The organism is Streptomyces sp. TM32 (assembly GCF_004122755.1).
Lineage (GTDB): Bacteria > Actinomycetota > Actinomycetes > Streptomycetales > Streptomycetaceae > Streptomyces > Streptomyces sioyaensis.
Map to the genome: position 1 here is coordinate 1 of NZ_SDIG01000021.1, position 25143 is coordinate 25143.

The following is a 25143-nucleotide window of genomic DNA, read 5'->3' on the forward strand; positions in this document are numbered from 1 at the left end:
GGGCCAGTGGCCGGTGATCGGCGTGGTGGCCGTGGGCGGCGGCGGGCGGCGCCCGGCTACAGCCAGCCGTTCCGCTTGAAGCCGCGGTGGATCACCCAGCAGGCGGCCACGATCAGCACCATCACCAGCGGATAGCCGAACGTCCAGTGCTTCTCCGGCATATGGTCGAAATTCATGCCGTACACGCCGCAGACCATGGTCGGCACGGCGAGGATCGCGACCCAGGCGCTGATCCGGCGCATGTCCTCGTTCTGGGCGACGGTGACCTGGGCGAGATGGGCCTGAAGTATGGAGTTGAGCAGTTCGTCGAAGGCGGTGATCTGCTCGGTGACCCGGTCGAGGTGGTCGGCGACGTCGCGGAAGTACGTCGTGATCCGGGAGTCGACCTCCCGCATGGGTCGCGTCGCCAGCTGCTGCATCGGCCCGTCCAGAGGGGCCACCGCGCGCCGCAGTTCCAGCAGTTCGCGCTTGAGCTGGTAGATCCGGCCGGCGCCGCCGCTGCCGCGGACCGAGAAGACCTCGCTCTCGACGTCGTCGATGTCGGCCTGGACGTCGGCCGTGACATCGAGGTAGTCGTCCACGACGAGGTCGGCGACGGCATGCAGCACCGCGGACGGGCCGAGCGCCAACTGCTCCGGCACGGACTCCAGTTGCTCCCGCAGTGGACCGAGGGAGCCGTGCCCGCCGTGTCGTACGGTGATCACGAAGTCGGTGCCGGTGAAGACCATGATCTCGCCGGTCTCCACGACTTCACTGGTGTCGGTGAGCCGGTCGTGCTCGACATAGCGGACGGTCTTGAAGACGGTGAACAGCGAGCCGTCGTAGTGCTCCAGCTTGGGCCGCTGATGAGCGTAGACCGCGTCCTCGACGGCGAGCGGGTGCAGCCCGAACAGCTCGACAATTCCGGCGAATTCCTTCTCGGACGGCTCATGCAGACCGATCCAGACAAATCCCTTGCGCGAGCCACGGACCCGCCGGATCGCCACATCGGCCGGGTGATCGCCGTCCTGCCGTACGCCGTCCACGTACACCGCGCAGTTCACCACGGCGGTGCCGAGCGGCGAGCGCGCCGGGTGACTGAGGTCGACTCCCCGGGTGCGCGGCTGCGGCAGCCGGACGGCCTTACGGAGGTTGCTGATCATCGACACCGGGCCAGTATGGCCCGCGCCGGCCCGGGAACGGTACGGCGGAGCGCGCGTTTTCACGCGGCGTGATGGTACGGAAACGCGGGGTGGCGCCTCGGGATCCGGGCCGCGCGCCGGCCCGGGCGACCCCGCGAGCGGGCCAACTCCGCGGATACCGCCGACCCTTGGCCGCCGGCACCGTCGATGCCGGGGCCGACGGAGAGCGCCCCACGGCTACCGTGCCGAGAACCGGCCGGCGTTCCGGTCGTCGCGAGGACCCCGTCGGCGATCCGGACAGCCGACAGCGCATGCCGCAGCCCTCACCGGCCACGAGACGACCAGGGGGTGAGCCATCACATGACCGGGAATACCCCGAGGGGGTATAAGGTTCTCACTGGGGACGGACACCCGCAGCACACCGAGGAGCACTCATGGCCACCGCGATCGGAGAGCACGGCGTCGAGCTGCAGATCGGCGGGATGACCTGCGCCTCGTGCGCCGCCCGCATCGAGAAGAAGCTCAACCGGATGGAAGGCGTCACCGCCACCGTCAACTACGCCACCGAGCGGGCGAAGGTGACCCTCGCGCAGGGCAGCGGCGTCCGGGCCGCGGACCTGATCGCCACCGTGGAGAAGACCGGCTACACCGCCGAGGTCCCCCGGCCGCCGGCCGCCGCACCGGCCGCCGCCCAGCTCCCGGACGGCGCGGACCGCAGCGCGGCGGAGGGCGCGGACGGCGACCGCGCCGACGGCCAGGGCGCCGACCCGCTCGCCGCGCTCCGCCGGCGGCTGCTGATCTCGCTCGCGCTCTCCGTCCCGGTGGTGCTGATGGCGATGGTGCCGCCGCTGCAGTTCACCTACTGGCAGTGGCTGTCGCTGACCCTGGCCGCGCCCGTGGTGGCGTACGGCGCCTGGCCCTTCCACCGGGCCGCCTGGACGAACCTGCGGCACGGCGCCGCCACGATGGACACCCTCATCTCGATGGGCACCCTCGCCGCCATGGGCTGGTCGCTGTACGCGCTGTTCTTCGGCACCGCCGGCATGCCGGGGATGACCCACCCCTTCGCGCTGACCCTCTCCCGCACCGACGGCGGCAGCGCCCTCTACCTGGAGGCCGCGGCCGGGGTCACCACCTTCATCCTGGCCGGCCGCTATGCCGAGGCCCGCTCGAAGCGGAAGGCGGGGGCGGCGCTGCGGGCGCTGCTGGAGCTTGGCGCCAAGGACGTCACGGTGCTGCGGGACGGCCGGGAGGTCCGCGTCCCGACCGCCGCACTGCGCGTCGGCGACCGCTTCACCGTCCGGCCCGGCGAGAAGATCGCCACCGACGGCACGGTGCTGGAGGGTGCCTCCGCCGTGGACGCCTCGATGCTCACCGGCGAGTCCGTACCGGTCGAGGTCTCCCCCGGCGACACCGTCACCGGCGCCACCGTCAACGCGGGCGGCCGGCTGGTCGTCGAGGCCACCCGGGTCGGCGCCGACACCCAGCTCGCCCGGATGGGACGGCTGGTCGAGGAGGCGCAGAACGGGAAGGCCGCGGCGCAGCGGCTGGCCGACCGGATCTCCGCGGTCTTCGTCCCGGTCGTGATCGTGCTCGCCCTGGGCACCCTCGGCTACTGGCTCACCGCGGGCGCGGGCGCGGCGGCGGCCTTCACCGCCGCCGTCGCGGTCCTGATCATCGCCTGCCCGTGCGCCCTGGGTCTGGCCACCCCCACCGCGCTGATGGCCGGTACCGGCCGCGGCGCCCAGCTCGGCATCCTGCTCAAGGGGCCCGAGGTGCTGGAGTCGACGCGGCGGGTGGACACCGTCGTCCTGGACAAGACCGGCACGGTCACCACCGGCGTGATGACACTGACCGGGATCCATCTCGCCGAGGGCGAGTCGGAGGCGGAGGTGCTGCGGCTGGCCGGTGCGCTGGAGCACGCCTCCGAGCACCCCGTCGCCCGCGCCGTCGCCGCGCAGGCCGCGTCCCGCGCCGGCACCCTGCCCACCCCCGCGGAGTTCACGAACGTCCCGGGCCTGGGCGTGACGGGTGTGGTCGAGGGCCACGCCGTCGTGGTGGGCCGGGCGCAGCTGCTGGAGCAGCGGGAGCTGCCCCTGCCGCCCGCGCTGGCGACGGCCCGGGCCGCGGCCGAGGCCCGGGGCCGTACCGCGGTGGCCGTCGGCTGGGACGGCGCGGCGCGCGCGGTGCTGGTGGTGTCCGACGCGGTGAAGCCCACCAGCGCCGAGGCGGTGCGCCGGCTGCGCGCGCTGGGGCTGACCCCGGTGCTGCTGACCGGCGACAACCAGGCCGTCGCGGCGTCGGTCGCGGCCGAGGTCGGGATCGACGAGGTGATCGCCGAGGTGCTGCCCGAGGACAAGGTGGCGGTGGTGGAGCGGCTGCGGTCCGAGGGCCGCTCGGTCGCCATGGTCGGCGACGGCGTCAATGACGCGGCCGCGCTGGCCACCGCCGACCTGGGGCTGGCGATGGGCACCGGCACCGACGCCGCCATCGAGGCCGGGGACCTCACCCTCGTCCGGGGCGATCTGCGGGCCACGGCGGACGCCATCCGGCTGGCCCGCGCCACCCTCGGCACCATCCGGACCAATCTGTTCTGGGCGTTCGGCTACAACGTGGCGGCGCTGCCGCTGGCCGCGGCCGGACTGCTCAACCCGATGATCGCCGGGGCCGCGATGGCCTGCTCGTCGGTCTTCGTCGTCGGCAACAGCCTGCGGCTGCGCCGCTTCCGGGCGCTCGCCGGATAGTCGCCGGACGCGCCCGGAAGTCGGGGCGCGCCCGATGGTCAGGGGCGCGCGCCCCGCCGGCCGCAGGACGCGCCCGCGAGCGGAGCAATACCCCCCGCGGGCCCCCGCTCTGCCGTTGGATCGGGCGGGCTGCTGCCCCTGCGCGATCCCGCGTCGCCGCCCGTGGGCGCCCCGCACCGTGCGGGGCGCCCACGGGTCCGGAACGGCGGGCGCCGGCCCCGGTTCTGACTACTGTCTCCAGTTCTGGCGACGGAAGATTGGCAGTTCACGCAGCCACCGGCCAGGAGCGAGGGGTGAGACTGGTGACTTACCGCCCACGACGTACAGGGGAACTCATGACCGGGTCACGCATCCTGGCCCTCGGCCATTACCAGCCCTCCGGCGTGCTCACCAACGACGACCTGGCCAAGATCGTCGACACCGACGACGCCTGGATCCGCAGCCGGGTCGGTATCCGCACCCGGCATGTGGCCGCCCCCGACGAGACCGTGGACGCGATGGCGGCCGCCGCCGCAGCCAAGGCCCTGGCCGCCAGCGGACTGGCCCCGCAGGACATCGACCTGGTGCTGGTCGCCACCTGCACGGCCGCCGACCGCAGCCCCAATGCCGCGGCCCGGGTCGCCGCCCGGCTCGGGCTCAGCGCCCCGGCCACCATGGACCTCAACGTCGTCTGCTCCGGCTTCACCCATGCGCTGGCCACCGCCGACCACGCCATCCGGGCCGGTTCCACGAAGCATGCGCTGGTCATCGGCGCGGAGAAGTTCACCGACGTCGTCGACTGGACGGACCGCACGACCTGTGTGCTGGTCGGGGACGGGGCGGGGGCCGCCGTCGTCAGCGCCTCGCCGGACCCGGAGATCGGGCCGGTGCTGTGGGGCTCGGTGCCGCAGATGGGCGGTGCGGTCCGTATCGAGGGCGAGCCGGCCCGGTTCTCCCAGGAGGGCCAGACCGTCTACCGCTGGGCGACCACCCAGCTGCCGGCCATCGCCCGCCAGGTGTGCGAACGCTCCGGGATCACGCCCGCCGACCTCGCCGGCGTGGTGCTGCACCAGGCCAACCTGCGGATCATCGAGCCGGTCGCGGAGCGGCTCGGCGCGGTCAACGCGGTGGTCGCCAAGGACGTCGTCGACTCCGGGAACACCTCCGCGGCCTCCGTCCCGCTCGCGCTGTCCAAGCTGGTCGAACGGCGCGAGATCGCCGCCGGCGACCCGGTGCTGCTGTTCGCCTTCGGCGGCAACCTCTCGTACGCGGGACAGGTCATCCGCTGCCCCTGAGGCGCACCGGGCCTGGTCTGGTCCGGCCAGGACCGCGCCACCACGGACGACCGGCTACGCGATGTCCCCCGGGTGCTCACGCAGGTACAGCGCGCCGCAGCTGTGGCAGAACGGCTCCCCCTGGGGCGTGCCCCACACCTCGGCCGACTGGGTGGCGGCCGCCGGGGCCAGCTCCCGTCCGCACATCGCGAGGGTGCCGTCCAGCCGCACCATGTGCCAGATCTTCACCGGTGTGTCCGCGTGCGGCAGGACACCTTCCTCGTACTCGGCGCGCATCTCGTGCTCCATGGCGCTGCACCTCCTACGCCCACGATGCGCCAGCGGACCAGGGGACACAACGGCAGCCCCGGCCACGCACCGGGCAGGCCGGGGCGGGCCGCGGCCATGCCCCCTCAGGCCCTGGCTAGAACACCGACCAGCCGGTCAGCGTCGTGAAGTGGTCCAGGGCCGCGGCGCCCGCGACGGAGTTGCCCCGGGCGTCGAGGCCGGGGCTCCACACGCACAGGGTGCAGCGCCCGGGGATCACGGCGATGATGCCGCCGCCGACCCCGCTCTTCGCGGGCAGCCCGACGCGGTAGGCGAACTCCCCGGCGGCGTCGTACGTCCCGCAGGTGAGCATCACCGCGTTGATCCGCTTGGCCTCGCGGGCCTCCAGCAGCCGGCTGCCGTCGGCGCGCAGCCCGTGGCGGGCCAGGAATCCGCCGGCCACGGCCAGGTCCCGGCAGCTCATCTCGATCGCGCACTGCCAGAAGTAGTGCTCGATGACGCTGGGGACCGGGTTCTCCAGGTTGCCGAAGGACGCCATGAAGTGGGCCAGCGCCGCGTTGCGGTCACCGTGGCCGGCCTCGGACTCGGCCACCGCCGGATCGAAGGCGAGGTCCGGGTTGCCGCTCTCCTCCCGCAGGAACTCCAGCATCGAGGTGCTGGCGTCACCGGTCAGGGTCTGCAGCCGATCGGTGACCACCAGCGCGCCCGCGTTGATGAACGGGTTGCGCGGGATGCCGTTCTCCGCCTCCAGCTGCACCAGCGAGTTGAACGGCGTGCCCGACGGTTCGCGGCCCACCCGCTTCCAGATGCCGTCCTCGCCCTGGCTGCCGGGGCTCTGGGCCATCACCAGCGCCAGCGAGAAGGCCTTGGAGATGGATTGGACGGAGAACGGGACCTCCCAGTCGCCGACGCCGTGCACCGCACCGTGGATGTCGGCCACCGCGATCCCGAAACGGTCCGCGGGGACCCGTTCGAGCGCCGGTATGTAGTCGGCGACGCGCCCCCGTCGCACCAGCGGCCGGGCGTAGGCCGCTACCTCTTCCAGAACGGCCTGGTAGTCCATGACGCACACGCTAACCCGGCGTGCCCGGCGCCCCCAGGGGAGCCCCCACCAGTGACTCCACCGCACGGCCGGGTTCTTGGGCCGGGCAGCCGCCGTGCCGTCGGAACCACCGGCCGCAGCGGGAACGGTGCACGGCGGATTCGCCTCCTCGCGCCGGGCGGCCGGGACACCCGCTCCCGGTATCCGCCGGCTACGCCGGGTGGCCCACCCGTCTCGCGCTCCGCGCCCGCATCGCCCAGCCTGGCACGGGAACCCCACGGCGGTCCGCGCCGTTGATCCCTTACGACACGGACTCACGGAGGTGGCACATGACAGGGTTTCTCGACCGCGCCAAGGAGCAGGCCCGGCAGGGCCTGGAGGCCGGCAAGCAGAAGGTCGACGAGGTACAGCAACAGCGGGCCGGCAACGACCTGCTGAAGAAGCTGGGTGCCGCCTACTTCGCCGAGCGGCGCGGCAGCGGCTCCCCCGAGGCGACCCAGGACGCGCTCAACGCCCTCGAAGCGCACGTCAACGCGCACGGCGACGCCTTCCTGCACGGATAACACCGCGCCCGGTCCCGCCGCGCGCGAGGCCGAAATCGCTCGCTCATCCCCCGAACGGCCGGCCCGCTTTTCGCCGTTCCCCTCCCGCGGCCCGGCCCGGTCCCGTACAAGCGAGACAGGAGGCGGTGCGCGGTCGGCGGCCGCCGTGTCCGCATCGGAGTGGGCCATGTCCGTACCACTGTCCGCCGCCCGGTTCCGCCACGCGCTCACGGCCGAGGGCCTGCGGGTCGCCGAGGTCGCCGGCTGGGAGACGCACAACCGCAACGGCAAGGGGCCCTGGGGCCCGGTGCACGGCGTGATGGTGCACCACACCGGTACCTCCGGCGCCGACAGCACCGTCCAGCTCTGCTACGACGGCCGCCCGGACCTGCCCGGGCCGCTGTGCCACGGCGTGATCACCAAGGACGGCACGGTGCATCTGGTCGGCTGCGGCCGCGCCAATCACGCGGGACTCGGCGACGGGGACGTGCTGCGCGCGGTGATCGCCGAGAAGCGGCTGCCGCCGGACAACGAGGCCGACACCGACGGCAACTGCTTCTTCTACGGCTTCGAGTGCGAGAACCTCGGCGACGGCACGGACCCCTGGCCGCCGGCGCAGCTGGAGGCCGTGGAGAAGGCCGCGGCGGCGCTGTGCCGGGCGCACGGCTGGACCGAGCGTTCGGTGATCGGGCATCTGGAGTGGCAGCCGGGCAAGGTCGATCCGCGCGGCTACACGATGGACTGGCTGCGCGAGCGGATCGGCGACCGGCTGAAATGAGCGGGCCGCGGTACGCGCCGGGCCCACCGCGGCGCCACCCGGGACAATGGGCCGGGTGACCCGCACCGCCCCCGGCCACCCGCCGGACCCGCACACCCTGCGCCCGCGTCTGCCCTCACCCGTCCAGGAACTCACGGACGGGCCGTTCGCCCGCCGCGGGATACGGCTGCTGCTCAAGCGGGACGATCTGATCCACCCGGATCTGCCCAGGAGTAAGCCGACTGGTGTTTGCGGGCCTGGCCTGGTCATTTAAACCGTGGACAGCCCGTGACGCCTTCCAGGAAGGTGGACTCATGGGCAAGGTAACGGACCCTGCCAAGCTGTGCGATCTGTTCCTCCGGCGCAGCACCTTGCAGGACGACAAGACGACTCTCAAGGCTCATGAAAGTGACCTCCGGCAGCGCGCCGAACGCGAGGGTCTGACCGTTCGCAAGGTCTGGAAAGAGGAACTTTCCGCATTCAAAGCGGAGGTAATTCGAGAGGAATTCGACTCGGCGATTTCCGCCGTGCTGGCCGGGGAAGTGCGACACCTCCTCGTCTGGAAGCTCGACCGACTGAGCCGAAAAGGCATGGGCCAAGTGGGGCAGGTACTCGACCAGTTCGAGGCGAAGGGCGCCCGGCTGCTCGCCCATATGGATGGGCTCGACAGCAGCGTTCCGCAGCATCGGGGGCTTTTCGCCTGGCTGGCCGAGCAAGCGCGCTCCGAGTCTTACAACACCTCCTTGCGTACCCGTCGCACGAAGGCAGCGAAGAAGGTCACGGGGGAATGGCCGGGTGGTCAACCTCCCTTCGGCTTGCGCGTGCGGAAAGGCAAGAAGGCAACCGAGGAGCATCCGAAGGAGTACGAGCCAGCGCGCCGAATTGCTGATGCTCTTCTCGGAAATCAGGCAGCGGGTGTCATCGCTGGCGCGCTCAATGCAGACGGCGTGAGGACTCGACGGGGCGGCAAATGGCGGTCGTCCACGATCACGCAGCTCGCGCACTCTCCGGCGTGGGCCGGACTGATGCCTGTGCACGAGCGCTACACGGATACTGCTGGGCGCGAGCGCTGGCGTGCGACAGATGAGCCCATGATCGGGGCGAACGGTGAGCCCGTCCGCGTAGGCAAGGGCGTCATCACTGTGGGCGAGCGGGTACGAATTCTGGCCGCGCTGCGGTCGCGTACCTCCGAATCGCTGGCTGCGGGACGACGCGGCAAGCCTGCGGCGCAATCGCTCCTTTCAGGATTACTGAAATGCGGCCGCTGCGGCGGCAACATGACGAAAGGCGGTCCGCAATACCGGTGTTATCGACGCGTGAATATGGGCAAGGCTGCATGCCAGGGCATGTCTGTACTGGTCAACGATGCTGACACCGTGCTGAGTGCGGCATTCATCTCGCGCGTCTCGAATCTCCCGGATGACCATGAAGCCTTCCGGTCCCTCGCTCTCCGCTGGCTGGCGTACGACAAACCCGAGGAAAGCGCACGACGTGCTGAGCTGGCCCTGACGGCGGAAGAAGCACAAGCGCGGATGGACTCGCTTGATGATGCCTACTACGTGCAAGGCCGATTCAAGGGAGCCAAGGGGCAAAATCGGTATGAGCAACTTCGAGCCGCAATCGAGGCCCAGCTAGAGCCCATGAGTGCTGAGCTGGCAGAGATCGCCGCATCGTTGGATCCCGAAGTTCTGCGCGATCCAGACGTACTGCACAAGGCATGGATTGCGGCCGACCTGGAGCGGGCCAGGATGCTCCTCCGCGTCGTGCTCCACTCTGTGACGCTGCTCCCCCCACCGGGCCCCGGCAAGCGCAGCATTTGGGAGCTTTACGCGCGCTGCTGCTTCCACTGGGTGGGGTCGAAGCAGGAGCCGCTGAAGGTGGATAACCGGCGGCTGCACAACACCGTCTGGTTTGATCCGGAGCCTGCCGCGTGGCAGTCGGCGGCTTGACGCGCGGTGCCTGGTGGCGCGCTGTGGGCACGCGGCCGGCGCTGCGAGGCTTTGGGCGGTAGCTGCCATGGGGTGAGAGAACAGGGGGCCATACGCTCGTGCGGCGAATCGGGCAGGCACATGTCCTGCCCGCGTTAGTGCCCGATTGGCCCCCTGTTCTTGGAGGCTCGCCCCATGGGAGCTGCCTAAAGCCTCGCAGTGCCGTCCGCCCCAGCCACAAGCGCCCGGCCGCGATGAGGCGTCCTGGAGGGAGTGCAGACGAGTCACGCCGATACGTAGTGGCGACGCTCGCACGCCTCAAGGACGCAAGGGAGCAGGGCGGCTGGCCGACCGGACGGGACCGGCCGAAGGCCGCACGCCCGGCCGGGGCGGCCGGGCCGCCCGGACGGGACCGGCCGAAGGCCGCACGCCCGGCCGGGGCGGCCGGGCCGCCCGGCGCGCCGTAGGCGCGCCCTTGATGAAGTGAAGAAAAGTTAGACACGCTCGCCCCCGGCCGCTGCCTCGTCGAACACGGATCGCTTTCCGGCGTCGGCTGAGCGGCCGGGAGTGCCGGGGCGTCAGCGGTCGGCTCGACGGGGCTTGCAGGCTGCGCCCGGCAGCGGCCAAGACGGCTAGTTGGCAGACGGGGTCGTACCGGGCCAGTGCGGGGTCGTACCGGGCCAGTGCGCGGCGGGTCGTGACGGCCGACTCGTAAACCGTCAGGGCTGGTACTCGTACCCGATCGTGAACCGGGGCGGCAGGCACCATTCCCCGTACTCAATGACCCCGTCGGCGTCTGACCAGCGGTGTGCGCCTGCCAGGATGGGGGAGCCCACAGGGAGCCCCAGGGCGCTTGCCTCGCGCGCGTCTGCGGGTCGGGCGTGCATGTCGTCCCGGGCGTGAGTGATCGTGCGCCCTGTGACCTCCAGTACCTTCGCTGACACCCCGTGGTTGCGTCCCGGCGCGGTGTTCAGCAGGTCGGGTACGAGAGCGGCGAACGCTGCTGGATACCACGTGACTGCGAACACTGTCCGGGTCTTGCCTCGCCCTGCCAGCCATTCCCGACGAACGACCTGATCTCCTGTATCGAGATCAAAGATCTCGCCGATGTACAGGGGAGGGGTCACCAGTTCAGCGGCCGTGACGCGGCTGGTCTCGCCATCTGCGAGGAGCGATTTCACGCGCTGAACCCTGGCGAGCCTGTCACGTGCTGACAGTGTCCACACCGGGTCATCGGCAACGTATGTGCCCCGTGGGGTGGTCCGGATGTACCCCTCGACCTGTAGTGCCTGGAGGGCGCGGGACACGGTGGCGGCGGCTACCTGCCACTGCCCCGAGATCTCTCGGTTCGTGGGCACCTTCGCCCCTGGCTCCAGATCGCCCGACAGGATCCGCTCCCGGAAGTGATCCGCGATCTTCGTGAATGTTTTCGGGCTGGCCATCTCCCGTGCTCCTCACGCAAGTTGGGTCTCGATCCTGCTCGGCACACTAGAGCACCGCGAACCGTAGCGGGAGTGCTTCGGCCACTCAGATACTGACCTAGTTCACTCAATCAAACGGCGAGCGAGGATCCGGTCATGACCAATCCGAGGACCTATCAGGAAACTCCCCCAGAGTCTCCGTTGGACGGTCGGCTGCTGGAGGGTGACCCGGCCATAGGCTGCAAAGTGTGTACCGCGCTCGCCGTTCAGCGCCGGGAAGCACGGGCCCGGAACGACTGGGCGGCCGCCTGCGCTGCTGCTCGGGAAATCAGGAACCACGGCCGCGGGCACGGTGAGGCTGGATGAGCGCCCCCGAGCTGGTCACGCCGGAAGCTGATAGCCCTGAGGGCTGGTGGAAGCCATTAGACGGGCGCGCGGACGCGCATTCCGGAGTAGTGGCGATTCCTCAAGGGGTGGAAGTGCCACCGTGCCCCTTCCCGTGCTCCATCTGCCGGGCCAAGGGGCGCCAGTAGGTGCTGTGCCGACGTGGGCACCCGATGACGCTGCCCGCCCTTGAGCTCCGTGCTGTTGGCTGCACCCCAGCGGCACGGGAAACGGCGACGCCCCCGACTGGACCAGCCATGAGCAGGGACAGGCCGTGTCCCGTCTGAGTCGACGTGCTCAGGCTCTCGCCCCGGTCCGCCCGAAGGTGCGCCAGTTCTAGGCGGCGCGCTCACGTGGGTGCCGCTTCGGCGGTGAGGGCGTAGCCATTGGCCCCGCTCGCTGCCACCCCATGGCATGCGGGCGGGGCTTTTCGCTGGCCCTGCCTGCTCCCGGCCCGCAACGCACAATGGACGGGTGAACCACCCCGTAGACCTCGCCACCGCCCTCCGGCCCCGTCCTCCCTCGCCCGTCCAGGAGATCGAGGATGAGCGGTTCGCCCGCCGGGGCGTGCGGCTGCTCCTGAAACGGGACGACCTGATCCACACCACGCTGCCGTGGGATACGGCTGCGCTTGGACCAGTGGACCTGTACCCTCCGGGCAACAAGTGGCGCAAACTGGAGCCGAATCTGCGGGCCGCCGCCGCGGCCGGCGACCGCACGCTGCTGACCTTCGGCGGGGCGTACTCCAACCATCTGCGGGCGACGGCCGCGGCGGGCCGGCTGCTGGGCTTCCGCACCATCGGCGTGGTCCGCGGCGACGAGCTGGCCGGGCGGCCGCTCAATGCGTCGCTGGCCCGCTGCGCCGCCGACGGGATGCGGCTGCACTTCCTCGACCGGACCCGCTACCGCCGCGCCACCGACCCGGACGTCCTCGCCGTCCTGCACGACCGCTTCGGCGCATTCCGCCTCATACCGGAGGGCGGCAGCAACTCCCTTGCCGCCCAAGGCTGTACGGAGCTGGGCCGGGAGCTGCGCGGCGTGGCGGACACGGTCGCGGTGGCCTGCGGCACGGGCGGCACGCTGGCCGGACTCGCCGCCGGGCTGGGCCCGCGACAGCGCGCCCTGGGCTTCCCGGTGCTCAAGGGCGGCCGTCCGCATTTCCTGGGGCGGGCGGTCGCGGAGCTGCAGACCGCCGCGTTCGGCGGGCCGCGCGGCACCTGGCGGCTGGACGACCGCTTCCACTGCGGCGGCTATGCCCGCCGCACCCCTGAACTCGACGCGTTCGCGGACGCCTTCGAGGACCGGCACGGGCTGCCGCTGGAGCGCAGCTACGTCGCCAAGCTGCTGTACGGGCTGACCACGCTGGCCGGGGAAGGTGCCTTCGCCCCCGGCAGCGCAGTGGCCGCCGTGGTCACCGGTCGGCCATAAGGCTCGCCCCTCCCCTACGACGCCACTTCCCGGTAGGCCGTGGCCTCCTCCAGGTCCAGCCTGCGCAGCAGCGTCCGCAGCATCTCGTCGTCGATCCGCCGGGCGTCCCGCAGCCGGACGAACACCTGCCGCTCGGTGTCGATCATCTCCCGGGCCAGCCGCCGGTAGGTCTCGTCGGCGGACTCCCCGGTCACCTCGTTGACCGCGCCGAGCCGCTCCCACACGGAGTTGCGGCGCCGTTCCATGACCGTGCGCAGCCGGTCGGCGAGCGGTCCCGGCAGGGCGTTGCGGTCGTCCCGGAAGAGCTCCTCCAGACGTTCCTCGGCGGCCCGCGAGGCCTCGTTCTGCGCCTCTGCCTCGGCCAGCGTCTCGGCCTGGGCGTCCCGGCCGGGCAGCTTCAGCGCGCGGATCAGCGGCGGCAGCGTCAGCCCCTGGATCACCAGGGTGGCGATGACGGTGGTGAAGGTCAGGAAGAGCACGAGGTTGCGGGCCGGGAAGGCGCCGGCGCCGTGCCCGGCCGCCGGGATGGAGAACGCGATGGCCAGCGACACCACCCCGCGCATCCCGGCCCAGCCGACGATGACCGGCGCGGTCCAGTTCACCCCCGGTTCGCGGGCGCGGATCCGGGCCGACAGGGCGCGCGGCAGATAGGTGGCCGGAAAGACCCACACGAACCGCGCCAGGACCACGACCAGGAACAGCACCACCGCGTACGCCAGGGCCTGCGGCCCGCTGAACCGTCCCAGGCCGCGCAGCACGACCGGCAGCTGCAGCCCGATCAGCGCGAAGACGGCCGACTCCAGGACGAAGGAGACCATCTTCCACACCGCCTCCTCCTGGAGCCGGGTCTCGAAGTCGACCTGCCAGGAGCGGTGGCCCAGGTAGAGGGCGACCACGACGACGGCCAGTACACCGGAGGCGCCGAACTGCTCGGCCACCGCGTAGGCGACGAACGGGATGAGCAGCGAGAGGGTGTTCTCCAGCAGCGCCGATTCGCGCAGCCGGACCCGCAGCCAGTGCAGCGGCACCATCAGGACGACGCCGATGCCGATGCCGCCCAGGGACGCGACGGCGAACGCCCTGAACCCCTCTCCCCAGGTGGCGGCCGCGCCGAGGGCCGCGGCCAGCGCGACCTTGTACGCGGTGATCGCGGTGGCGTCGTTGACCAGGGATTCGCCCTGCAGAATCGTGGTGATCCGGTGCGGCAGCCCGAGTCTGCGGGCGATGGCGGTGGCCGCGACCGCGTCCGGCGGCGCGACCACGGCGCCCAGGACGAGCGCGGCGGTCAGCGGCAGGCCCGGGACGACGAGATGGGCCGCCCAGCCGACCACGAGCGTGGCGAACAGGACATAGCCCACCGACAGCAGCGCCACCGGCCGCAGATTGGCCCGCAGGTCCAGGTAGGAGCTGTCCAGCGCCGCGGTGTGCAGCAAGGGGGGCAGCACGAGCGGCAGCACGATGTGCGGATCGAGGGTGTAGTCCGGCAGGCCCGGGACGGCGGAGGCCGCGAGCCCCGCGGCGACCAGCAGCAGCGGGGCGGGGACCGGCGTACGGCGTGCCAGTCCGGCGACCGCCGCGCTCCCCGCGACCAGCAACAACAGCGGCATGACAGCCATCGGCCCCGTCCCGTCCCGGTATTCTCCGCCGGCCGTCCCGGCGCTCTAACCTGGCCATCATGAGCGAGTGCCCCCACGTTCCCGGACTGCCGCGCGCCGAACCGGCCCCGCTGAGCGCCACCTGCCTGGAGTGCCTGGCCGTCGGCAGCCACCCCGTACAGCTGCGGCTCTGCCTGGTCTGCGGCCATGTCGGGTGCTGCGATTCCTCGCCGTTCCGGCATGCCACCGGGCACTTCGAGGAGACCGGCCATCCCGTGATGCGGACCTTCGAACCGGGCGACTCCTGGCGCTGGTGCTTCGTCGATCAGCAGCTGGTGTGAAGAGCCGGACGGCGTCCGTTTAGCCTTCAGACATGATCCGCGCAGCGACCCCCGAGGACGTCCCCGCCATCCTGGCCATGATCGGCGAGCTGGCCGCGTACGAGCGCGAGCCCGAGGCCGCGCAGGCCACCGAGCCGCAGCTGAAGGAGGCCCTCTTCGGCCCGCAGCCGGCCGCCTTCGCCCTGCTCGCGGAGTCCGGTGACGCCCCGGTCGGCTTCGCCCTGTGGTTCCGGAACTTCTCGACGTGGACGGGCACGCACGGTGTCCATCTGGAGGACCTGTACGTCCGCCCCGAGGCGCGCGGCGGCGGTCATGGCAAGGCGCTGCTCGCGGCTCTCGCGGAGATCTGCGTGGCCCGCGGTTACGAGCGTTTCGAGTGGTCGGTCCTGGATTGGAATGAACCGTCCATCGGCTTTTATCGGTCCATCGGGGCCCGGCCCATGGACGAATGGACGACCTTCCGGCTCACTGGGGAGGCACTGCACAACCTTGCCGCCACCTCACGCGTCAACGGAGCGTAATCGGCATCGATTTGGCAGTGCACACCCCTAGCCACTTTCCGTACCCGTGGATTTACAATCAGTAACAGCGGTGGCGCCGGGAGACCCGGGGCCGGATCGCCCTCCGGACGGCAGTCGTCCTTCTTCCGGGCGACACCGGCCCACAGATCGCGATAGCGTCACAGCCGAACCATGCATCGCGCCTGATCGTTCTTCTTTCACGGAAGGGGAAAAAGGCCGGCGCATATCCCGAACAACGCGAATATCGCGCATTCCAGCTCAACCAGCTTGTGCCACCTTGGAGGTGAGGGTGTCCCAGATCGCAGGCGAGCCCGGGACTCAGGACTTCGTGGAAGTCCGTCTGCCCGCTGCGGGTGCCTACCTGTCCGTGCTGCGTACGGCCACGGCCGGACTCGCAGCCCGCTTGGACTTCACCCTCGACGAAATCGAGGATCTGCGCATCGCGGTCGACGAGGCCTGCGCGATCCTGCTGCAACAGGCCGTCCCCGGCAGCGTGCTGAGCTGCGTCTTCCGCCTGATCGACGACGCACTTCAGGTCACGGTGTCGGCCCCGACGACCGACGGCCGCGCCCCGGAGCGCGACACCTTCGCCTGGACGGTGCTCTCCGCACTCGCCGGCAAGGTCGATTCCACCGTCGCCGAGGACCAGACGGTCACCATCAGTCTGTACAAGGAGCGCGGCGCCGGTCCCGGACCGTCATGACCGAACAGGGGGCCCCGTGAAAGATCTCGAACGCGGCGGGCGGATGGCGGCCGGTACCACCATCCCCGGGCAGCAGGCCCGGCCGCATCCGGTGGGCGTGTCCCACCACGGCGGCCGGTTGAATGCGGCGGAGCAGGCAGAGCGGGCGGACCACATGGAGCAGAGCGAGCAGCCGGGGCAGCAGGAGCATCAGCACGATGCGCCGGCCCCCGAACACCAGCTGCAGGATCACCAGCATTCCCAGGAGCCGCACGACCGCAGCGGCGCCCGGGCGATGTTCTACGAACTGCGCGGACTGCCGGACGGTTCCCCGGAGCGCGCGGAGCTGCGCAATGCTCTCGTGCGGATGCACCTCCCGCTCGTCGAGCATCTGGCGCGACGCTTCCGCAACCGCGGTGAGCCGCTGGACGATCTGACCCAGGTCGCCACCATCGGTCTGATCAAGTCCGTGGACCGCTTCGACCCGGACCGCGGGGTGGAGTTCTCCACCTACGCCACCCCCACCGTCGTCGGCGAGATCAAGCGGCACTTCCGCGACAAGGGCTGGGCGGTCCGCGTCCCGCGCCGCCTCCAGGAGCTGCGGCTGTCGCTGACCACCGCGACCGCCGAGCTGTCCCAGCGGCACGGCCGGGCCCCCACCGTCCACGAACTGGCCGAGCATCTGGCGATCTCCGAGGAGGAGGTGCTGGAGGGCCTGGAGTCCGCCAACGCGTACAGCACGCTCTCCCTGGACGTCCCGGACACGGACGACGAGTCCCCCGCGGTCGCCGACACCCTGGGCGCCGAGGACGAGGCGCTGGAGGGCGTGGAGTACCGCGAGTCCCTCAAGCCGCTGCTGGAGGACCTCCCGCCGCGGGAGAAGAAGATCCTGCTGCTGCGGTTCTTCGGCAACATGACCCAGTCGCAGATCGCCCAGGAGGTCGGCATCTCCCAGATGCACGTCTCCCGGCTCCTGGCCCGCACCCTCGCCCAGCTGCGCGACAAGCTGCTCGTCGAGGAGTGAACGGACCCGGCGCGCACGCACCGGCCGACAGCCGAAGGGGCGGGATCCACCGGATCCCGCCCCTTCGTCCGTTCCGTTCCCCGCGCCGGTCAGGGAGCCTCCCGCGGCCCGATGCCCAGGGCCTCGGTGGCCGTCGGATTGACCAGCAGGACGAGCACCACCAGCGCGGCCACGGCCAGTGCGATGCCGGCCGCGATCAGCGCACCGCCGCCGTTCACCAGCGTCCAGGCCACCGGCAGCGCCACGATCTGGGTGATCAGCGCGGGGCCCCGGCTCCAGCGGCGGCGCAGCCACAGCCCCCGCGCGGCCACCAGCGGCAGCACCGCGAGCGCGAGGACGGTCAGCCCGCCCATCTCCGCCTGCTGCGCACTGTCCGGCGCACCCGCGAGCCCCATGATCAGCATGTACGCACCGAGAGCGGCCAGCGCCAGCCCTTCGACCGCGGTGAGCGCCGCGGCGGCGGTCAACCGGGCGGGCCGCGGACCGGCCGGCTCCTGGACGGCGGGGCCGTCGGCGGCTCGGGACGGGGACTGCTTCTGCTGACTGCTCACCCCAGCAGGGTAGCGCCGGTGCGCGCCGCCGCCGGGGACGCCCCGGGGCGGACGGGGCGTAAGACCGGTAACAGCAGGTAGGTACGCTGCTCCATATGCGCGCACTCCTCGTGGTCAATCCCGCAGCAACCACCACCAGTGTCCGCACCCGGGAGGTCCTCACCCACGCGCTCGCGAGCGACCTCAAGCTGGAGGTCGCCGAGACGCAGTACCGCGGGCATGCACGTGATCTCGCCCGGCAGGCCACCGAGGGCGGGGAGACCGATTTGGTCGTGGCGCTCGGCGGCGACGGCACGGTCAACGAGGTCGTCAACGGTCTGCTGGCGAGCGGCCCTGATCCGGAGTCACATCCCCGGCTGGCCGTCGTCCCCGGCGGCTCCACCAATGTCTTCGCCCGCGCCCTCGGGCTGCCCAACGACGTGGTGGAGGCGACCGGCGCCCTGCTGGACGCGCTGCGCGACGGCAGCGAGCGCACGATCGGTCTGGGCCTCGCCGCGGGCACGCCCGGCACCGAGGACGAGGGCGTACCGGAACGCTGGTTCACCTTCTGCGCGGGTTTCGGTTTCGACGCCGGTGTCGTCGGCCGGGTCGAGCAGCAGCGCGAGCGCGGCAAGCGTTCGACCCACGCCCTGTACGTGCGACAGGTCGTACGGCAGTTCCTGGGCGAGGCGAACCGCAGGCGGGGCGTGATCACCCTCGAACGCCCGGGCGACACCGAGGGCGCCGCGGAGATCGTCGAGAACCTCGCGCTGGCCATAATCTGCAACACGGCTCCGTGGTCCTACCTGGGCAATCGGCCGATCTACCCGGCGCCGGACGCCTCGTTCGACACGGCCCTGGACGTGTTCGCACTGAGCAAGCTCTCACCGGCCGCGGTGACCCGGTACGTCACCCAGCTCCTGACGTCCACACCCGAGCGCGGGCCCCACGGCAAGCACGCACTCTCACATCACGACCTCACGAACTTCACCTTGCATTCGCAGGTGCCGCTGCCCTTCCAGATGGACGGTGACCACCTGGGACTGCGTACGAGTGTGACGTTCACAGGCGTTCGCCGTGCACTGCGTGTGATTGTGTGAGCAGTAGGGGCCAAAGTCCTTTCACTCGAACGTTTAGACTGGTTTCCACCCCCTGGAATGACGGCTGTGAGCTAGGCGACACCAAGGATTCAAAAAAAAGTTTCCGGAAGGGGTTGTATCCGCAGCCGAGGTTTGCGAGTCTCTTCCTGGCGATCGGGACGGCCGCTTCACCGGCCCCCTTGAGAGCCCGAATCCTCCTCCTCATTCTTCAGGACCGCGCCAGTTCACGACTGGGGTTCGGCCCTTCCCTTGTGGAGGGATTCGTGAAAGCGTTCACATTCACAAGCAACGATCCCGTCACACGAGGAGATGGAGCAGCCATGGACTGGCGTCACCGCGCCGTTTGCCGCGAGGAAGACCCCGAGCTCTTCTTCCCCATCGGCAACACCGGTCCTGCGCTCCTGCAGATCGAGGAAGCCAAGGCCGTCTGCCGCCGCTGCCCCGTCATGGAGCAGTGCCTGCAGTGGGCGCTCGAGTCCGGCCAGGACTCCGGCGTCTGGGGAGGTCTGAGCGAGGACGAGCGCCGCGCCATGAAGCGCCGTGCAGCTCGCAACCGGGCGCGCAACGCCAGCGCCTGAGCCAGCCGCCCCGTGGCCCCCGAGCCGCAGCGCGCAGTACCCCCGATGCACCTCCGGAGCCGATCAGCCCGGTCGTAATCGCATCGCAAGAGCTTTGAGCCCCGGACCGGATGGGTCCGGGGCTTGCTGCTGTCCGGGGCGGGTACGGACCGGCGGCGGGGACGGCAGCCCGGGTCTCAGTGCTGCTTGTCTGCCCGTACGGGAACGTCGAGGACGACCTGTGTGCCGCGTTCGGGGGCCGGCACCATGTCGAACGTGCCGCCCAACTCCCCCTCCACCAGGGTCCGTACGATCTGCAGCCCCAGATTTCCGGCGCGCTGCGGATCGAAGTTCTCCGGCAGGCCGCGGCCGTCGTCCTGGACGGTGACCAGCAGCCGGGGTTCCGTACGGCTGCCGCCGCGCACCGCGCTGACCTCGACCGTGCCGTGCTCCGCCGGGCCGAAGGCGTGCTCCAGGGCGTTCTGCAGGACCTCGGTGAGCACCATCGACAGGGGGGTGGCCACCTCGGCGTCCAGGATGCCGAAGCGTCCGGTGCGGCGGGTGGTCACCTTGCCCGGGGAGATCTCCGCCACCATGGCCAGCACCCGGTCGGCGATCTCGTCGAACTCGACCCGTTCATCGAGGGTCTGGGACAGCGTCTCGTGCACGATCGCGATCGAACCGACCCTGCGTACGGCCTCGTTGAGCGCGTCGCGGCCCTGGGCGGAATCCATCCGGCGGGACTGGAGGCGCAGCAGCGCGGCCACCGTCTGCAAATTGTTCTTCACCCGGTGGTGGATTTCCCGGATGGTGGCGTCCTTGGTGATCAGCTCGCGCTCGCGACGTCTCAGTTCGGTCACATCACGCAGCAAAACCAGGGAACCGATGTGCGTCCCCTTCGGTTTGAGCGGAATGGCGCGCAATTGAATGACGCCCTCATTTCCCTCGACCTCGAATTCCCGGGGGGCCCAGCCGCTGGCGAGCCGGACCAGTGCCTCGTCCACCGGGCCGCGGGCGGGGGCGAGTTCGGCGGTGGCCCGGCCCAGGTGATGGCCCACCAGGTCGGCGGCGAGACCGAGCCGGTGGTAGGCGGAGAGGGCGTTGGGGCTGGCGTACTGGACGACACCGTCCGCGTCGAGCCGGATCAGTCCGTCGCCGGCGCGCGGCGAGGCGTCCATGTCGACCTGCTGGCCGGGGAAGGGGAAGGTGCCGGCGGCGATCATCTGGGCGAGGTCGGAGGCGCTCTGGAGATAGGTGAGCTCCAGCCGGCTGGGGGTACGTACGGTCAGCAGATTGGTGTTGCGGGCGATCACCCCGAGCACCCGGCCCTCGCGGCGTACCGGGATGGACTCGACGCGTACCGGCACCTCCTCGCGCCACTCCGGGTCGCCCTCACGCACGATGCGGCCCTCGTCCAGGGCGGAATCCAGCATCGGGCGCCGCCCGCGGGGAACGAGATGGCCGACCATGTCGTCCTGATAGGAGGTGGGGCCCGTATTGGGCCGCATCTGGGCCACCGAGACATAGCGGGTGCCGTCGAGAGTCGGCACCCACAGCACCAGATCGGCGAAGGAGAGGTCGGAGAGCAGCTGCCACTCCGAGACCAGCAGATGGAGCCACTCGAGGTCGGTGTCGCTCAGAGCGGTGTGCTGGCGTACGAGATCGTTCATGGAGGGCACGTCTTGGAGCCTACCGGCGTACCCTGTAGGCGCTGCGTCTGCTGGGGCATGGACAAGTGAGAATGGTCTACTCCAGAATGCGGCAAGGCCTCCGTTCTCCCCGCACAGGAGAACGGAACGAGGCCGCAGGCGCTCTCTGCCCTGACTGCGCCGAGGCCTCCGATCGACCGGTCCCAGGACGGGACCGTGCCCCCACCGCACACGGGGGTGCCTTCCGCCCGTAGGGCGGGACCGGCCGATGTCAGCTCCGGGCTGCGGTGCCGGACAGGTTGAGGGTCCTGTCCCGGCGCCGCGGCCCGCGGGTGTTTCCGGGGCCCGTGCACCGGCCGCGGGCCTGTGCCGTGCACCTCCGGCCACTGCCGCCGGGCCGATGGGCCGGGGCCGAGCGCCCCGCCCGCCCCGCGAGGGCGATCCACCTCTCCACCCCACCGCTCGCGTCCGCGAGTTCGCCGGCGCGCCGCCGTCCGGCCCCGCGCCACCCCGGCGCGCCTCGGCGCCTCCGGAAGCCCCCGTTCCCCCGGATATCGCAGCCGTCCGTTCGGCAGCGCCACCGGGTTCCGGGGGCCGCGCTCTGCTAGATTGGTCTATACCACATGAGACTCTCCAGAACGGCAGGCCAAGCGTGGAAGTTGTCATCGTTCCGGACGCCATGGCGGGTGGCGAGCTGATCGCGGAGGCTCTCGCGGCCCTGCTGCGCCGTAAGCCCGACGCGCTGCTCGGTGTGGCCACCGGCTCCACCCCACTGCCCATCTACCAGGCACTCGCGGCCCAGGTCCGGGCCGGGTCGGTGGACGCCGCACGGGCGCGCATCTGCCAGCTCGACGAATACGTGGGCCTGCCGGCCGGGCATCCCGAGTCCTACCGTTCGGTGGTCCTGCGCGAGGTGGTCGAGCCGCTCGGCCTCGGCGCGGACTCCTTCATGGGGCCCGACGGCGCGGCCGAGGACGTCCAGGCCGCCTGCGAGGCGTACGACCGTGCGCTGCGCGAGGCCGGCGGGGTGGATCTTCAGCTGCTGGGCATCGGCACCGACGGGCACATCGGCTTCAACGAGCCCTGCTCGTCGCTCGCTTCGCGTACCCGGATCAAGACACTGACCCAGCAGACCCGCAAGGACAACGCCCGGTTCTTCGACAGCCTCGACGAGGTGCCGCACCACGTCATCACCCAGGGCATCGGCACCATCCTGGAGGCCCGCCATCTGGTGCTGCTCGCCACCGGCGCGGGCAAGGCCGACGCCGTGGCCCGGGCCGTCGAGGGGCCGCTCACCGCGCTGGTCCCGGCCTCGGCGCTGCAGCTGCACCCGCATGCGACGGTCGTCGTGGACGAGGCCGCCGCGTCGCGGTTGAAGCTCGCGGACTATTTCCGCGCCACCTACGCCGCGAAGCCGCACTGGCAGGGCCTCTGAGAGGTCCGGAGCTCCCGGGTCCGGAAGGTCCCGAGCCCGTAGGTACCGGGCCCGGTGGTCAGTCCCCGTCCGCCGGGACCGGCCGCCCGGTGAGGACCTCGGCGGCGGCCCGGCCGCAGACCCGGGCGGCGCCGTGGGTGGCGAGGTGCAGAGCGCCCCGCGGCGGGGACTGCGGGACACCCATGTCGACGACCGCGGTGTCGGGGCGGGCGGCGAGGAGGGCGTCGAGCGCCTCGGCCATCCAGGGGTGGCGGTGGACGTCGCGGACCACGGCGACCAGACGTCGCCCGGCGGCCGCCGTGAGCAGGCCGTCGACCAGCGCGGGGATGCCGGCCGCGGCCGCGGACTGTGCGGTGCAGGTGACCGTCCCGGTGCCGGGGAGCAACCGGGCCAGTTCGGCGGCGACGCCCCAGGGGGTCTCGTCGCCCACGGCGATGTTGGCCAGCGGGGTGAAGGCCGCGACGCAGGCGGGCGTGGTCAGGGGGGCGAACGGGCCGTCGGCGGTGCGGCGCAGGGCCCGCCGGGCCGCGGTGAGGCCGATCCCGGGGGCGGGCGCGCTCCCCTCCCCCGCGTCCGTGCCCCGGGTCCAGCGCGCCAGGGCGCGTACCCGTGCCGCGGCGTCCGCGAGCCGCGCTTCGGGCAGCTCCCCCGCGCGCACCGCCCGCACCAGGGCATCGCGCAGCCGCAGCACGGTGTCCTCGTCCGCCAGTCCGCCGCCCACACAGAGGGCGTCCGCACCGGCCGCGACGGCCAGCACGCTGCCCCGTTCGAGGCCGTACGCGGCGGAGACGGCCCGCATCTCCATCCCGTCGGTGATGATCAGCCCGTCGAAGCCGAGACCGCCGCGGTCGACGGGGGCGCGCAGCAGACCGCCCAGCGCGGCCGGGCTGAGGGTGGCGGGGCGGTCGGCGTCCAGCGCGGGCAGCAGGATGTGTGCGCTCATCACGGCGCGGGTGCCGGCGGCGACAGCGGCGCGGAACGGCACCAGCTCGCGTTCCTGGAGGGTGGTCAGCCCGGCGGTGATCCGCGGCAGGTCGTGGTGGGAGTCGACGGCGGTGTCCCCGTGCCCGGGGAAGTGCTTGGTGCAGGCGGCGACGCCGGCGGACTGCAGCCCCTCGACATAGGCGGCGGTGTGCCGGGCGACCAGCTGCGGATCGTCGCCGAACGAGCGAACGCCGATGACCGGGTTGTCGGGGTCGGAGTTGACGTCGGCGCAGGGCGCCCAGTTGAGGGTGATGCCGCACTCGGCCAGCCGCCGCCCGAGCTCCCGGGCGACGTCGCGGGTCAGGGCGGTGTCGTCGACCGCGCCGAGCGCATGGTTGCCGGGGAAGGAGGAGCCACCGCGCACTTCGAGGCGGGTGACGTCGCCGCCCTCCTCGTCGACGGCGATGAGGAGGTCCGCGCGTTCGGCGCGCAACCGGGCGGTGAGCGCGGTGAGTTGCGCGGGGTCGGCGACATTGCGGCCGAAGAGGCCGACCGAGGTCAGGCCCTCGCCGATCCGGCGCAGCAGCCAGTCGGGGGCGGTGGTGCCGGTGAAGCCCGGCTGGAGGACGGTGAGTGCGTCGCGGGTGAGGGTGTCGGTGGGTACCGCGCGGACGAGAGGGGCCATGGGCTGCGTCATCCCTTCACTGCGCCGGAGGTGGGACCGCCGACCGCCTTGTGTTGCCGGAACGGGTCTCCCGGGCGGGCCGCCCTGGGTGCGGTCGTCCCGGTCTCCTGGATTGTCGCCGCTGCGCCCACGCTTCACGGCGCGCTCCCCCAAGGCCGGGCGTGGTCTTTAATGGTTTAGACCAGCGCCCGCAGCTTGGCCTAGACCTTTTGGGGTGTCAAGAGGTGTATAAGGGTCGCTGCCAGGTCCGTTGCCTGACCGACATCCGGGGGGGCCGGGACCTGCAACAGCGCACGGGGAATGCTCTCGTGCCACGATGTGAGCCGCTACGTACGGAGGAGCCGGTGACGGCAGCACGACAGGAGTCGGAGAGGCGGGTCATGGAGACGGACGGGGGCAGCACTGCCGAGAGCGGCGCACGGACCGCGCGGGTGCCCAAGTACTACCGGCTCAAGCGGCACTTGCTGGAGATCACCGAGACCCTGCCGCCCGGCACCCCGGTCCCACCCGAGCGCACGCTCGCCACGGAGTTCGACACCTCGCGCACCACGGTGCGGCAGGCCTTGCAGGAGCTGGTCGTCGAGGGCCGGCTGGAGCGCATCCAGGGCAAGGGCACCTTCGTCGCCAAGCCCAAGGTCTCCCAGGCGCTGCAACTGACCTCCTACACGGAGGACATGCGGGCCCAGGGCCTGGAGCCGACCTCCCAGCTGCTGGACATCGGCTATGTCACCGCCGACGACCGGCTCGCCGGGCTGCTGGACATCGCCACCGGCGGGCGGGTCCTGCGCATCGAGCGGCTGCGGCTGGCCAGCGGGGAGCCGATGGCCATCGAGACCACCCATCTGTCGGCGAAGCGCTTCCCCGCGCTGCGCCGGAACCTCGTCAAGTACACCTCCCTCTACACCGCGCTGGCCGAGGTCTACGACGTCCGGCTGGCCGAGGCCGAGGAGACCATCGAGACCTCCCTGGCCACCCCGCGCGAGGCCGGTCTGCTGGGCACGGACGTCGGGCTGCCGATGCTGATGCTCTCCCGGCACTCCCTCGACGCGCAGGGGCAACCGGTGGAGTGGGTGCGTTCGGTCTACCGCGGCGACCGCTACAAGTTCGTCGCCAGGCTGCGCCGCCCCACGGACTGATCCGCCGGCCCCGGGGCGGGGCCGGGCACCGTCGCCCGGCCCCGCCGGGCCGCGAC

At 71.5% G+C, this 25143-nt stretch carries 22 protein-coding genes and 1 pseudogene; 15 read left to right on the top strand and 8 right to left on the bottom strand.

Going from position 1 to position 25143, the window contains the following annotated elements; translation table 11 throughout:
• Positions 1–56: 56 nt before the first annotated feature.
• Positions 57–1142, bottom strand: coding sequence for a magnesium and cobalt transport protein CorA (locus EST92_RS07675; RefSeq protein WP_129280224.1), 1086 nt, complete (start codon positions 1140–1142; stop codon positions 57–59).
• A 413-nt stretch (positions 1143–1555) separates the two neighbouring features.
• Here EST92_RS07675 and EST92_RS07680 point away from each other — a divergent pair, with 413 nt between their 5' ends.
• Both EST92_RS07680 and EST92_RS07685 read left to right on the top strand, forming a co-directional pair.
• A complete protein-coding gene (locus EST92_RS07680; RefSeq protein WP_129280186.1) occupies positions 1556–3865 on the top strand; it encodes a heavy metal translocating P-type ATPase in 2310 nt (769 codons plus the stop codon).
• A 335-nt stretch (positions 3866–4200) separates the two neighbouring features.
• A complete protein-coding gene (locus tag EST92_RS07685) occupies positions 4201–5139 on the top strand; it encodes a beta-ketoacyl-ACP synthase III (protein ID WP_129244502.1) in 939 nt (312 codons plus the stop codon).
• Between the two features lie 54 nt (positions 5140–5193).
• Here EST92_RS07685 and EST92_RS07690 read toward each other — a convergent pair whose 3' ends face one another.
• Positions 5194–5427 carry a hypothetical protein gene (locus tag EST92_RS07690; RefSeq protein WP_129280187.1) on the bottom strand — a complete coding sequence of 78 codons (234 nt, stop codon included), beginning with the start codon at positions 5425–5427 and terminating at the stop codon, positions 5194–5196.
• A 115-nt stretch (positions 5428–5542) separates the two neighbouring features.
• Positions 5543–6469 (bottom strand): glutaminase, encoded by a 927-nt coding sequence (locus EST92_RS07695; protein WP_129280188.1) that lies wholly within the window; start codon positions 6467–6469, stop codon positions 5543–5545.
• Between the two features lie 308 nt (positions 6470–6777).
• Here EST92_RS07695 and EST92_RS07700 point away from each other — a divergent pair, with 308 nt between their 5' ends.
• The 4 genes and pseudogenes from EST92_RS07700 (at position 6778) to EST92_RS07715 (ending at position 9696) form a co-directional block, all read left to right on the top strand.
• Complete coding sequence (locus tag EST92_RS07700; protein ID WP_006603185.1) at positions 6778–7011, top strand: hypothetical protein; 234 nt, start codon at positions 6778–6780, stop codon at positions 7009–7011.
• A 166-nt stretch (positions 7012–7177) separates the two neighbouring features.
• Positions 7178–7768, top strand: coding sequence for an N-acetylmuramoyl-L-alanine amidase (locus tag EST92_RS07705; RefSeq protein ID WP_129280189.1), 591 nt, complete (start codon positions 7178–7180; stop codon positions 7766–7768).
• Positions 7769–7814: 46 nt separating this feature from the next.
• Positions 7815–7985 (top strand): annotated as a pseudogene (locus tag EST92_RS07710) (1-aminocyclopropane-1-carboxylate deaminase); the annotation flags it as partial.
• Positions 7986–8061: 76 nt separating this feature from the next.
• On the top strand, positions 8062–9696 hold the full coding sequence (locus EST92_RS07715) for a recombinase family protein (RefSeq protein WP_129280190.1): 1635 nt from the start codon (positions 8062–8064) through the stop codon (positions 9694–9696).
• A gap of 698 nt (positions 9697–10394) precedes the next feature.
• Here EST92_RS07715 and EST92_RS07720 read toward each other — a convergent pair.
• Positions 10395–11117: a GntR family transcriptional regulator gene (locus tag EST92_RS07720; RefSeq protein ID WP_129280191.1), complete on the bottom strand. Its 723-nt coding sequence runs from the start codon at positions 11115–11117 to the stop codon at positions 10395–10397.
• Positions 11118–11954: 837 nt separating this feature from the next.
• On the opposite strand from EST92_RS07720, the gene EST92_RS07730 reads away from it, so the two are divergent.
• On the top strand, positions 11955–12908 hold the full coding sequence (locus EST92_RS07730) for a pyridoxal-phosphate dependent enzyme (RefSeq protein ID WP_129280193.1): 954 nt from the start codon (positions 11955–11957) through the stop codon (positions 12906–12908).
• 14 nt (positions 12909–12922) lie between these two features.
• Here EST92_RS07730 and EST92_RS07735 read toward each other — a convergent pair whose 3' ends face one another.
• Entirely contained in the window at positions 12923–14524 is a 1602-nt protein-coding gene (locus EST92_RS07735; RefSeq protein ID WP_129280194.1) for a Na+/H+ antiporter, read from the bottom strand.
• 59 nt (positions 14525–14583) lie between these two features.
• Here EST92_RS07735 and EST92_RS07740 point away from each other — a divergent pair, with 59 nt between their 5' ends.
• From EST92_RS07740 to EST92_RS07755, 4 genes are all read left to right on the top strand, one after another.
• Entirely contained in the window at positions 14584–14844 is a 261-nt protein-coding gene (locus EST92_RS07740; RefSeq protein WP_129280195.1) for a UBP-type zinc finger domain-containing protein, read from the top strand.
• Positions 14845–14876: 32 nt separating this feature from the next.
• On the top strand, positions 14877–15365 hold the full coding sequence (locus EST92_RS07745; RefSeq protein WP_129280196.1) for a GNAT family N-acetyltransferase: 489 nt from the start codon (positions 14877–14879) through the stop codon (positions 15363–15365).
• A gap of 289 nt (positions 15366–15654) precedes the next feature.
• Positions 15655–16068, top strand: coding sequence for an anti-sigma regulatory factor (locus EST92_RS07750; RefSeq protein ID WP_006603191.1), 414 nt, complete (start codon positions 15655–15657; stop codon positions 16066–16068).
• A 43-nt stretch (positions 16069–16111) separates the two neighbouring features.
• Positions 16112–17071, top strand: a complete 960-nt coding sequence (locus EST92_RS07755) for an RNA polymerase sigma factor SigF (RefSeq protein ID WP_129280225.1) — start codon at positions 16112–16114, stop codon at positions 17069–17071.
• Between the two features lie 89 nt (positions 17072–17160).
• On the opposite strand, the gene EST92_RS07760 is transcribed toward EST92_RS07755, so the two are convergent.
• A complete protein-coding gene (locus EST92_RS07760) occupies positions 17161–17622 on the bottom strand; it encodes a hypothetical protein (protein ID WP_129280197.1) in 462 nt (153 codons plus the stop codon).
• Between the two features lie 95 nt (positions 17623–17717).
• Here EST92_RS07760 and EST92_RS07765 point away from each other — a divergent pair, with 95 nt between their 5' ends.
• Together EST92_RS07765 and EST92_RS07770 are read left to right on the top strand one after the other, a co-directional pair.
• Positions 17718–18701, top strand: a complete 984-nt coding sequence (locus tag EST92_RS07765; RefSeq protein ID WP_129280198.1) for a diacylglycerol kinase family protein — start codon at positions 17718–17720, stop codon at positions 18699–18701.
• Positions 18702–19021: 320 nt separating this feature from the next.
• Entirely contained in the window at positions 19022–19279 is a 258-nt protein-coding gene (locus tag EST92_RS07770) for a WhiB family transcriptional regulator (protein WP_003983230.1), read from the top strand.
• A 176-nt stretch (positions 19280–19455) separates the two neighbouring features.
• On the opposite strand, the gene EST92_RS07775 is transcribed toward EST92_RS07770, so the two are convergent.
• Positions 19456–20928 (bottom strand): PAS domain-containing sensor histidine kinase, encoded by a 1473-nt coding sequence (locus EST92_RS07775; RefSeq protein WP_129280226.1) that lies wholly within the window; start codon positions 20926–20928, stop codon positions 19456–19458.
• A 631-nt stretch (positions 20929–21559) separates the two neighbouring features.
• Here EST92_RS07775 and nagB point away from each other — a divergent pair.
• On the top strand, positions 21560–22342 hold the full coding sequence (gene nagB / locus EST92_RS07780) for a glucosamine-6-phosphate deaminase (protein ID WP_129280199.1): 783 nt from the start codon (positions 21560–21562) through the stop codon (positions 22340–22342).
• A 58-nt stretch (positions 22343–22400) separates the two neighbouring features.
• Here nagB and EST92_RS07785 read toward each other — a convergent pair whose 3' ends face one another.
• Positions 22401–23951 carry a glycoside hydrolase family 3 N-terminal domain-containing protein gene (locus tag EST92_RS07785; RefSeq protein WP_129280200.1) on the bottom strand — a complete coding sequence of 517 codons (1551 nt, stop codon included), beginning with the start codon at positions 23949–23951 and terminating at the stop codon, positions 22401–22403.
• Between the two features lie 380 nt (positions 23952–24331).
• On the opposite strand from EST92_RS07785, the gene EST92_RS07790 reads away from it, so the two are divergent.
• Positions 24332–25087, top strand: a complete 756-nt coding sequence (locus tag EST92_RS07790; protein WP_129280227.1) for a GntR family transcriptional regulator — start codon at positions 24332–24334, stop codon at positions 25085–25087.
• The last annotated feature ends 56 nt before the right edge of the window (positions 25088–25143 follow it).

What these genes read in the sequence shown, in the direction of transcription:
- EST92_RS07675 (WP_129280224.1), bottom strand. Translation starts at nt 1,142, where the DNA reads ATGATCAGCAACCTCCGTAAGGCCGTCCGGCTGCCGCAGCCGCGCACC.
- EST92_RS07680 (WP_129280186.1), top strand. Translation starts at nt 1,556, where the DNA reads ATGGCCACCGCGATCGGAGAGCACGGCGTCGAGCTGCAGATCGGCGGG.
- EST92_RS07685 (WP_129244502.1), top strand. Translation starts at nt 4,201, where the DNA reads ATGACCGGGTCACGCATCCTGGCCCTCGGCCATTACCAGCCCTCCGGC.
- EST92_RS07690 (WP_129280187.1), bottom strand. Translation starts at nt 5,427, where the DNA reads ATGGAGCACGAGATGCGCGCCGAGTACGAGGAAGGTGTCCTGCCGCAC.
- EST92_RS07695 (WP_129280188.1), bottom strand. Translation starts at nt 6,469, where the DNA reads ATGGACTACCAGGCCGTTCTGGAAGAGGTAGCGGCCTACGCCCGGCCG.
- EST92_RS07700 (WP_006603185.1), top strand. Translation starts at nt 6,778, where the DNA reads ATGACAGGGTTTCTCGACCGCGCCAAGGAGCAGGCCCGGCAGGGCCTG.
- EST92_RS07705 (WP_129280189.1), top strand. Translation starts at nt 7,178, where the DNA reads ATGTCCGTACCACTGTCCGCCGCCCGGTTCCGCCACGCGCTCACGGCC.
- EST92_RS07715 (WP_129280190.1), top strand. Translation starts at nt 8,062, where the DNA reads ATGGGCAAGGTAACGGACCCTGCCAAGCTGTGCGATCTGTTCCTCCGG.
- EST92_RS07720 (WP_129280191.1), bottom strand. Translation starts at nt 11,117, where the DNA reads ATGGCCAGCCCGAAAACATTCACGAAGATCGCGGATCACTTCCGGGAG.
- EST92_RS07735 (WP_129280194.1), bottom strand. Translation starts at nt 14,524, where the DNA reads ATGGCTGTCATGCCGCTGTTGTTGCTGGTCGCGGGGAGCGCGGCGGTC.
- EST92_RS07740 (WP_129280195.1), top strand. Translation starts at nt 14,584, where the DNA reads ATGAGCGAGTGCCCCCACGTTCCCGGACTGCCGCGCGCCGAACCGGCC.
- EST92_RS07745 (WP_129280196.1), top strand. Translation starts at nt 14,877, where the DNA reads ATGATCCGCGCAGCGACCCCCGAGGACGTCCCCGCCATCCTGGCCATG.
- EST92_RS07755 (WP_129280225.1), top strand. Translation starts at nt 16,112, where the DNA reads ATGGCGGCCGGTACCACCATCCCCGGGCAGCAGGCCCGGCCGCATCCG.
- EST92_RS07765 (WP_129280198.1), top strand. Translation starts at nt 17,718, where the DNA reads ATGCGCGCACTCCTCGTGGTCAATCCCGCAGCAACCACCACCAGTGTC.
- EST92_RS07770 (WP_003983230.1), top strand. Translation starts at nt 19,022, where the DNA reads ATGGACTGGCGTCACCGCGCCGTTTGCCGCGAGGAAGACCCCGAGCTC.
- EST92_RS07775 (WP_129280226.1), bottom strand. Translation starts at nt 20,928, where the DNA reads ATGAACGATCTCGTACGCCAGCACACCGCTCTGAGCGACACCGACCTC.
- EST92_RS07785 (WP_129280200.1), bottom strand. Translation starts at nt 23,951, where the DNA reads ATGGCCCCTCTCGTCCGCGCGGTACCCACCGACACCCTCACCCGCGAC.
- EST92_RS07790 (WP_129280227.1), top strand. Translation starts at nt 24,332, where the DNA reads ATGGAGACGGACGGGGGCAGCACTGCCGAGAGCGGCGCACGGACCGCG.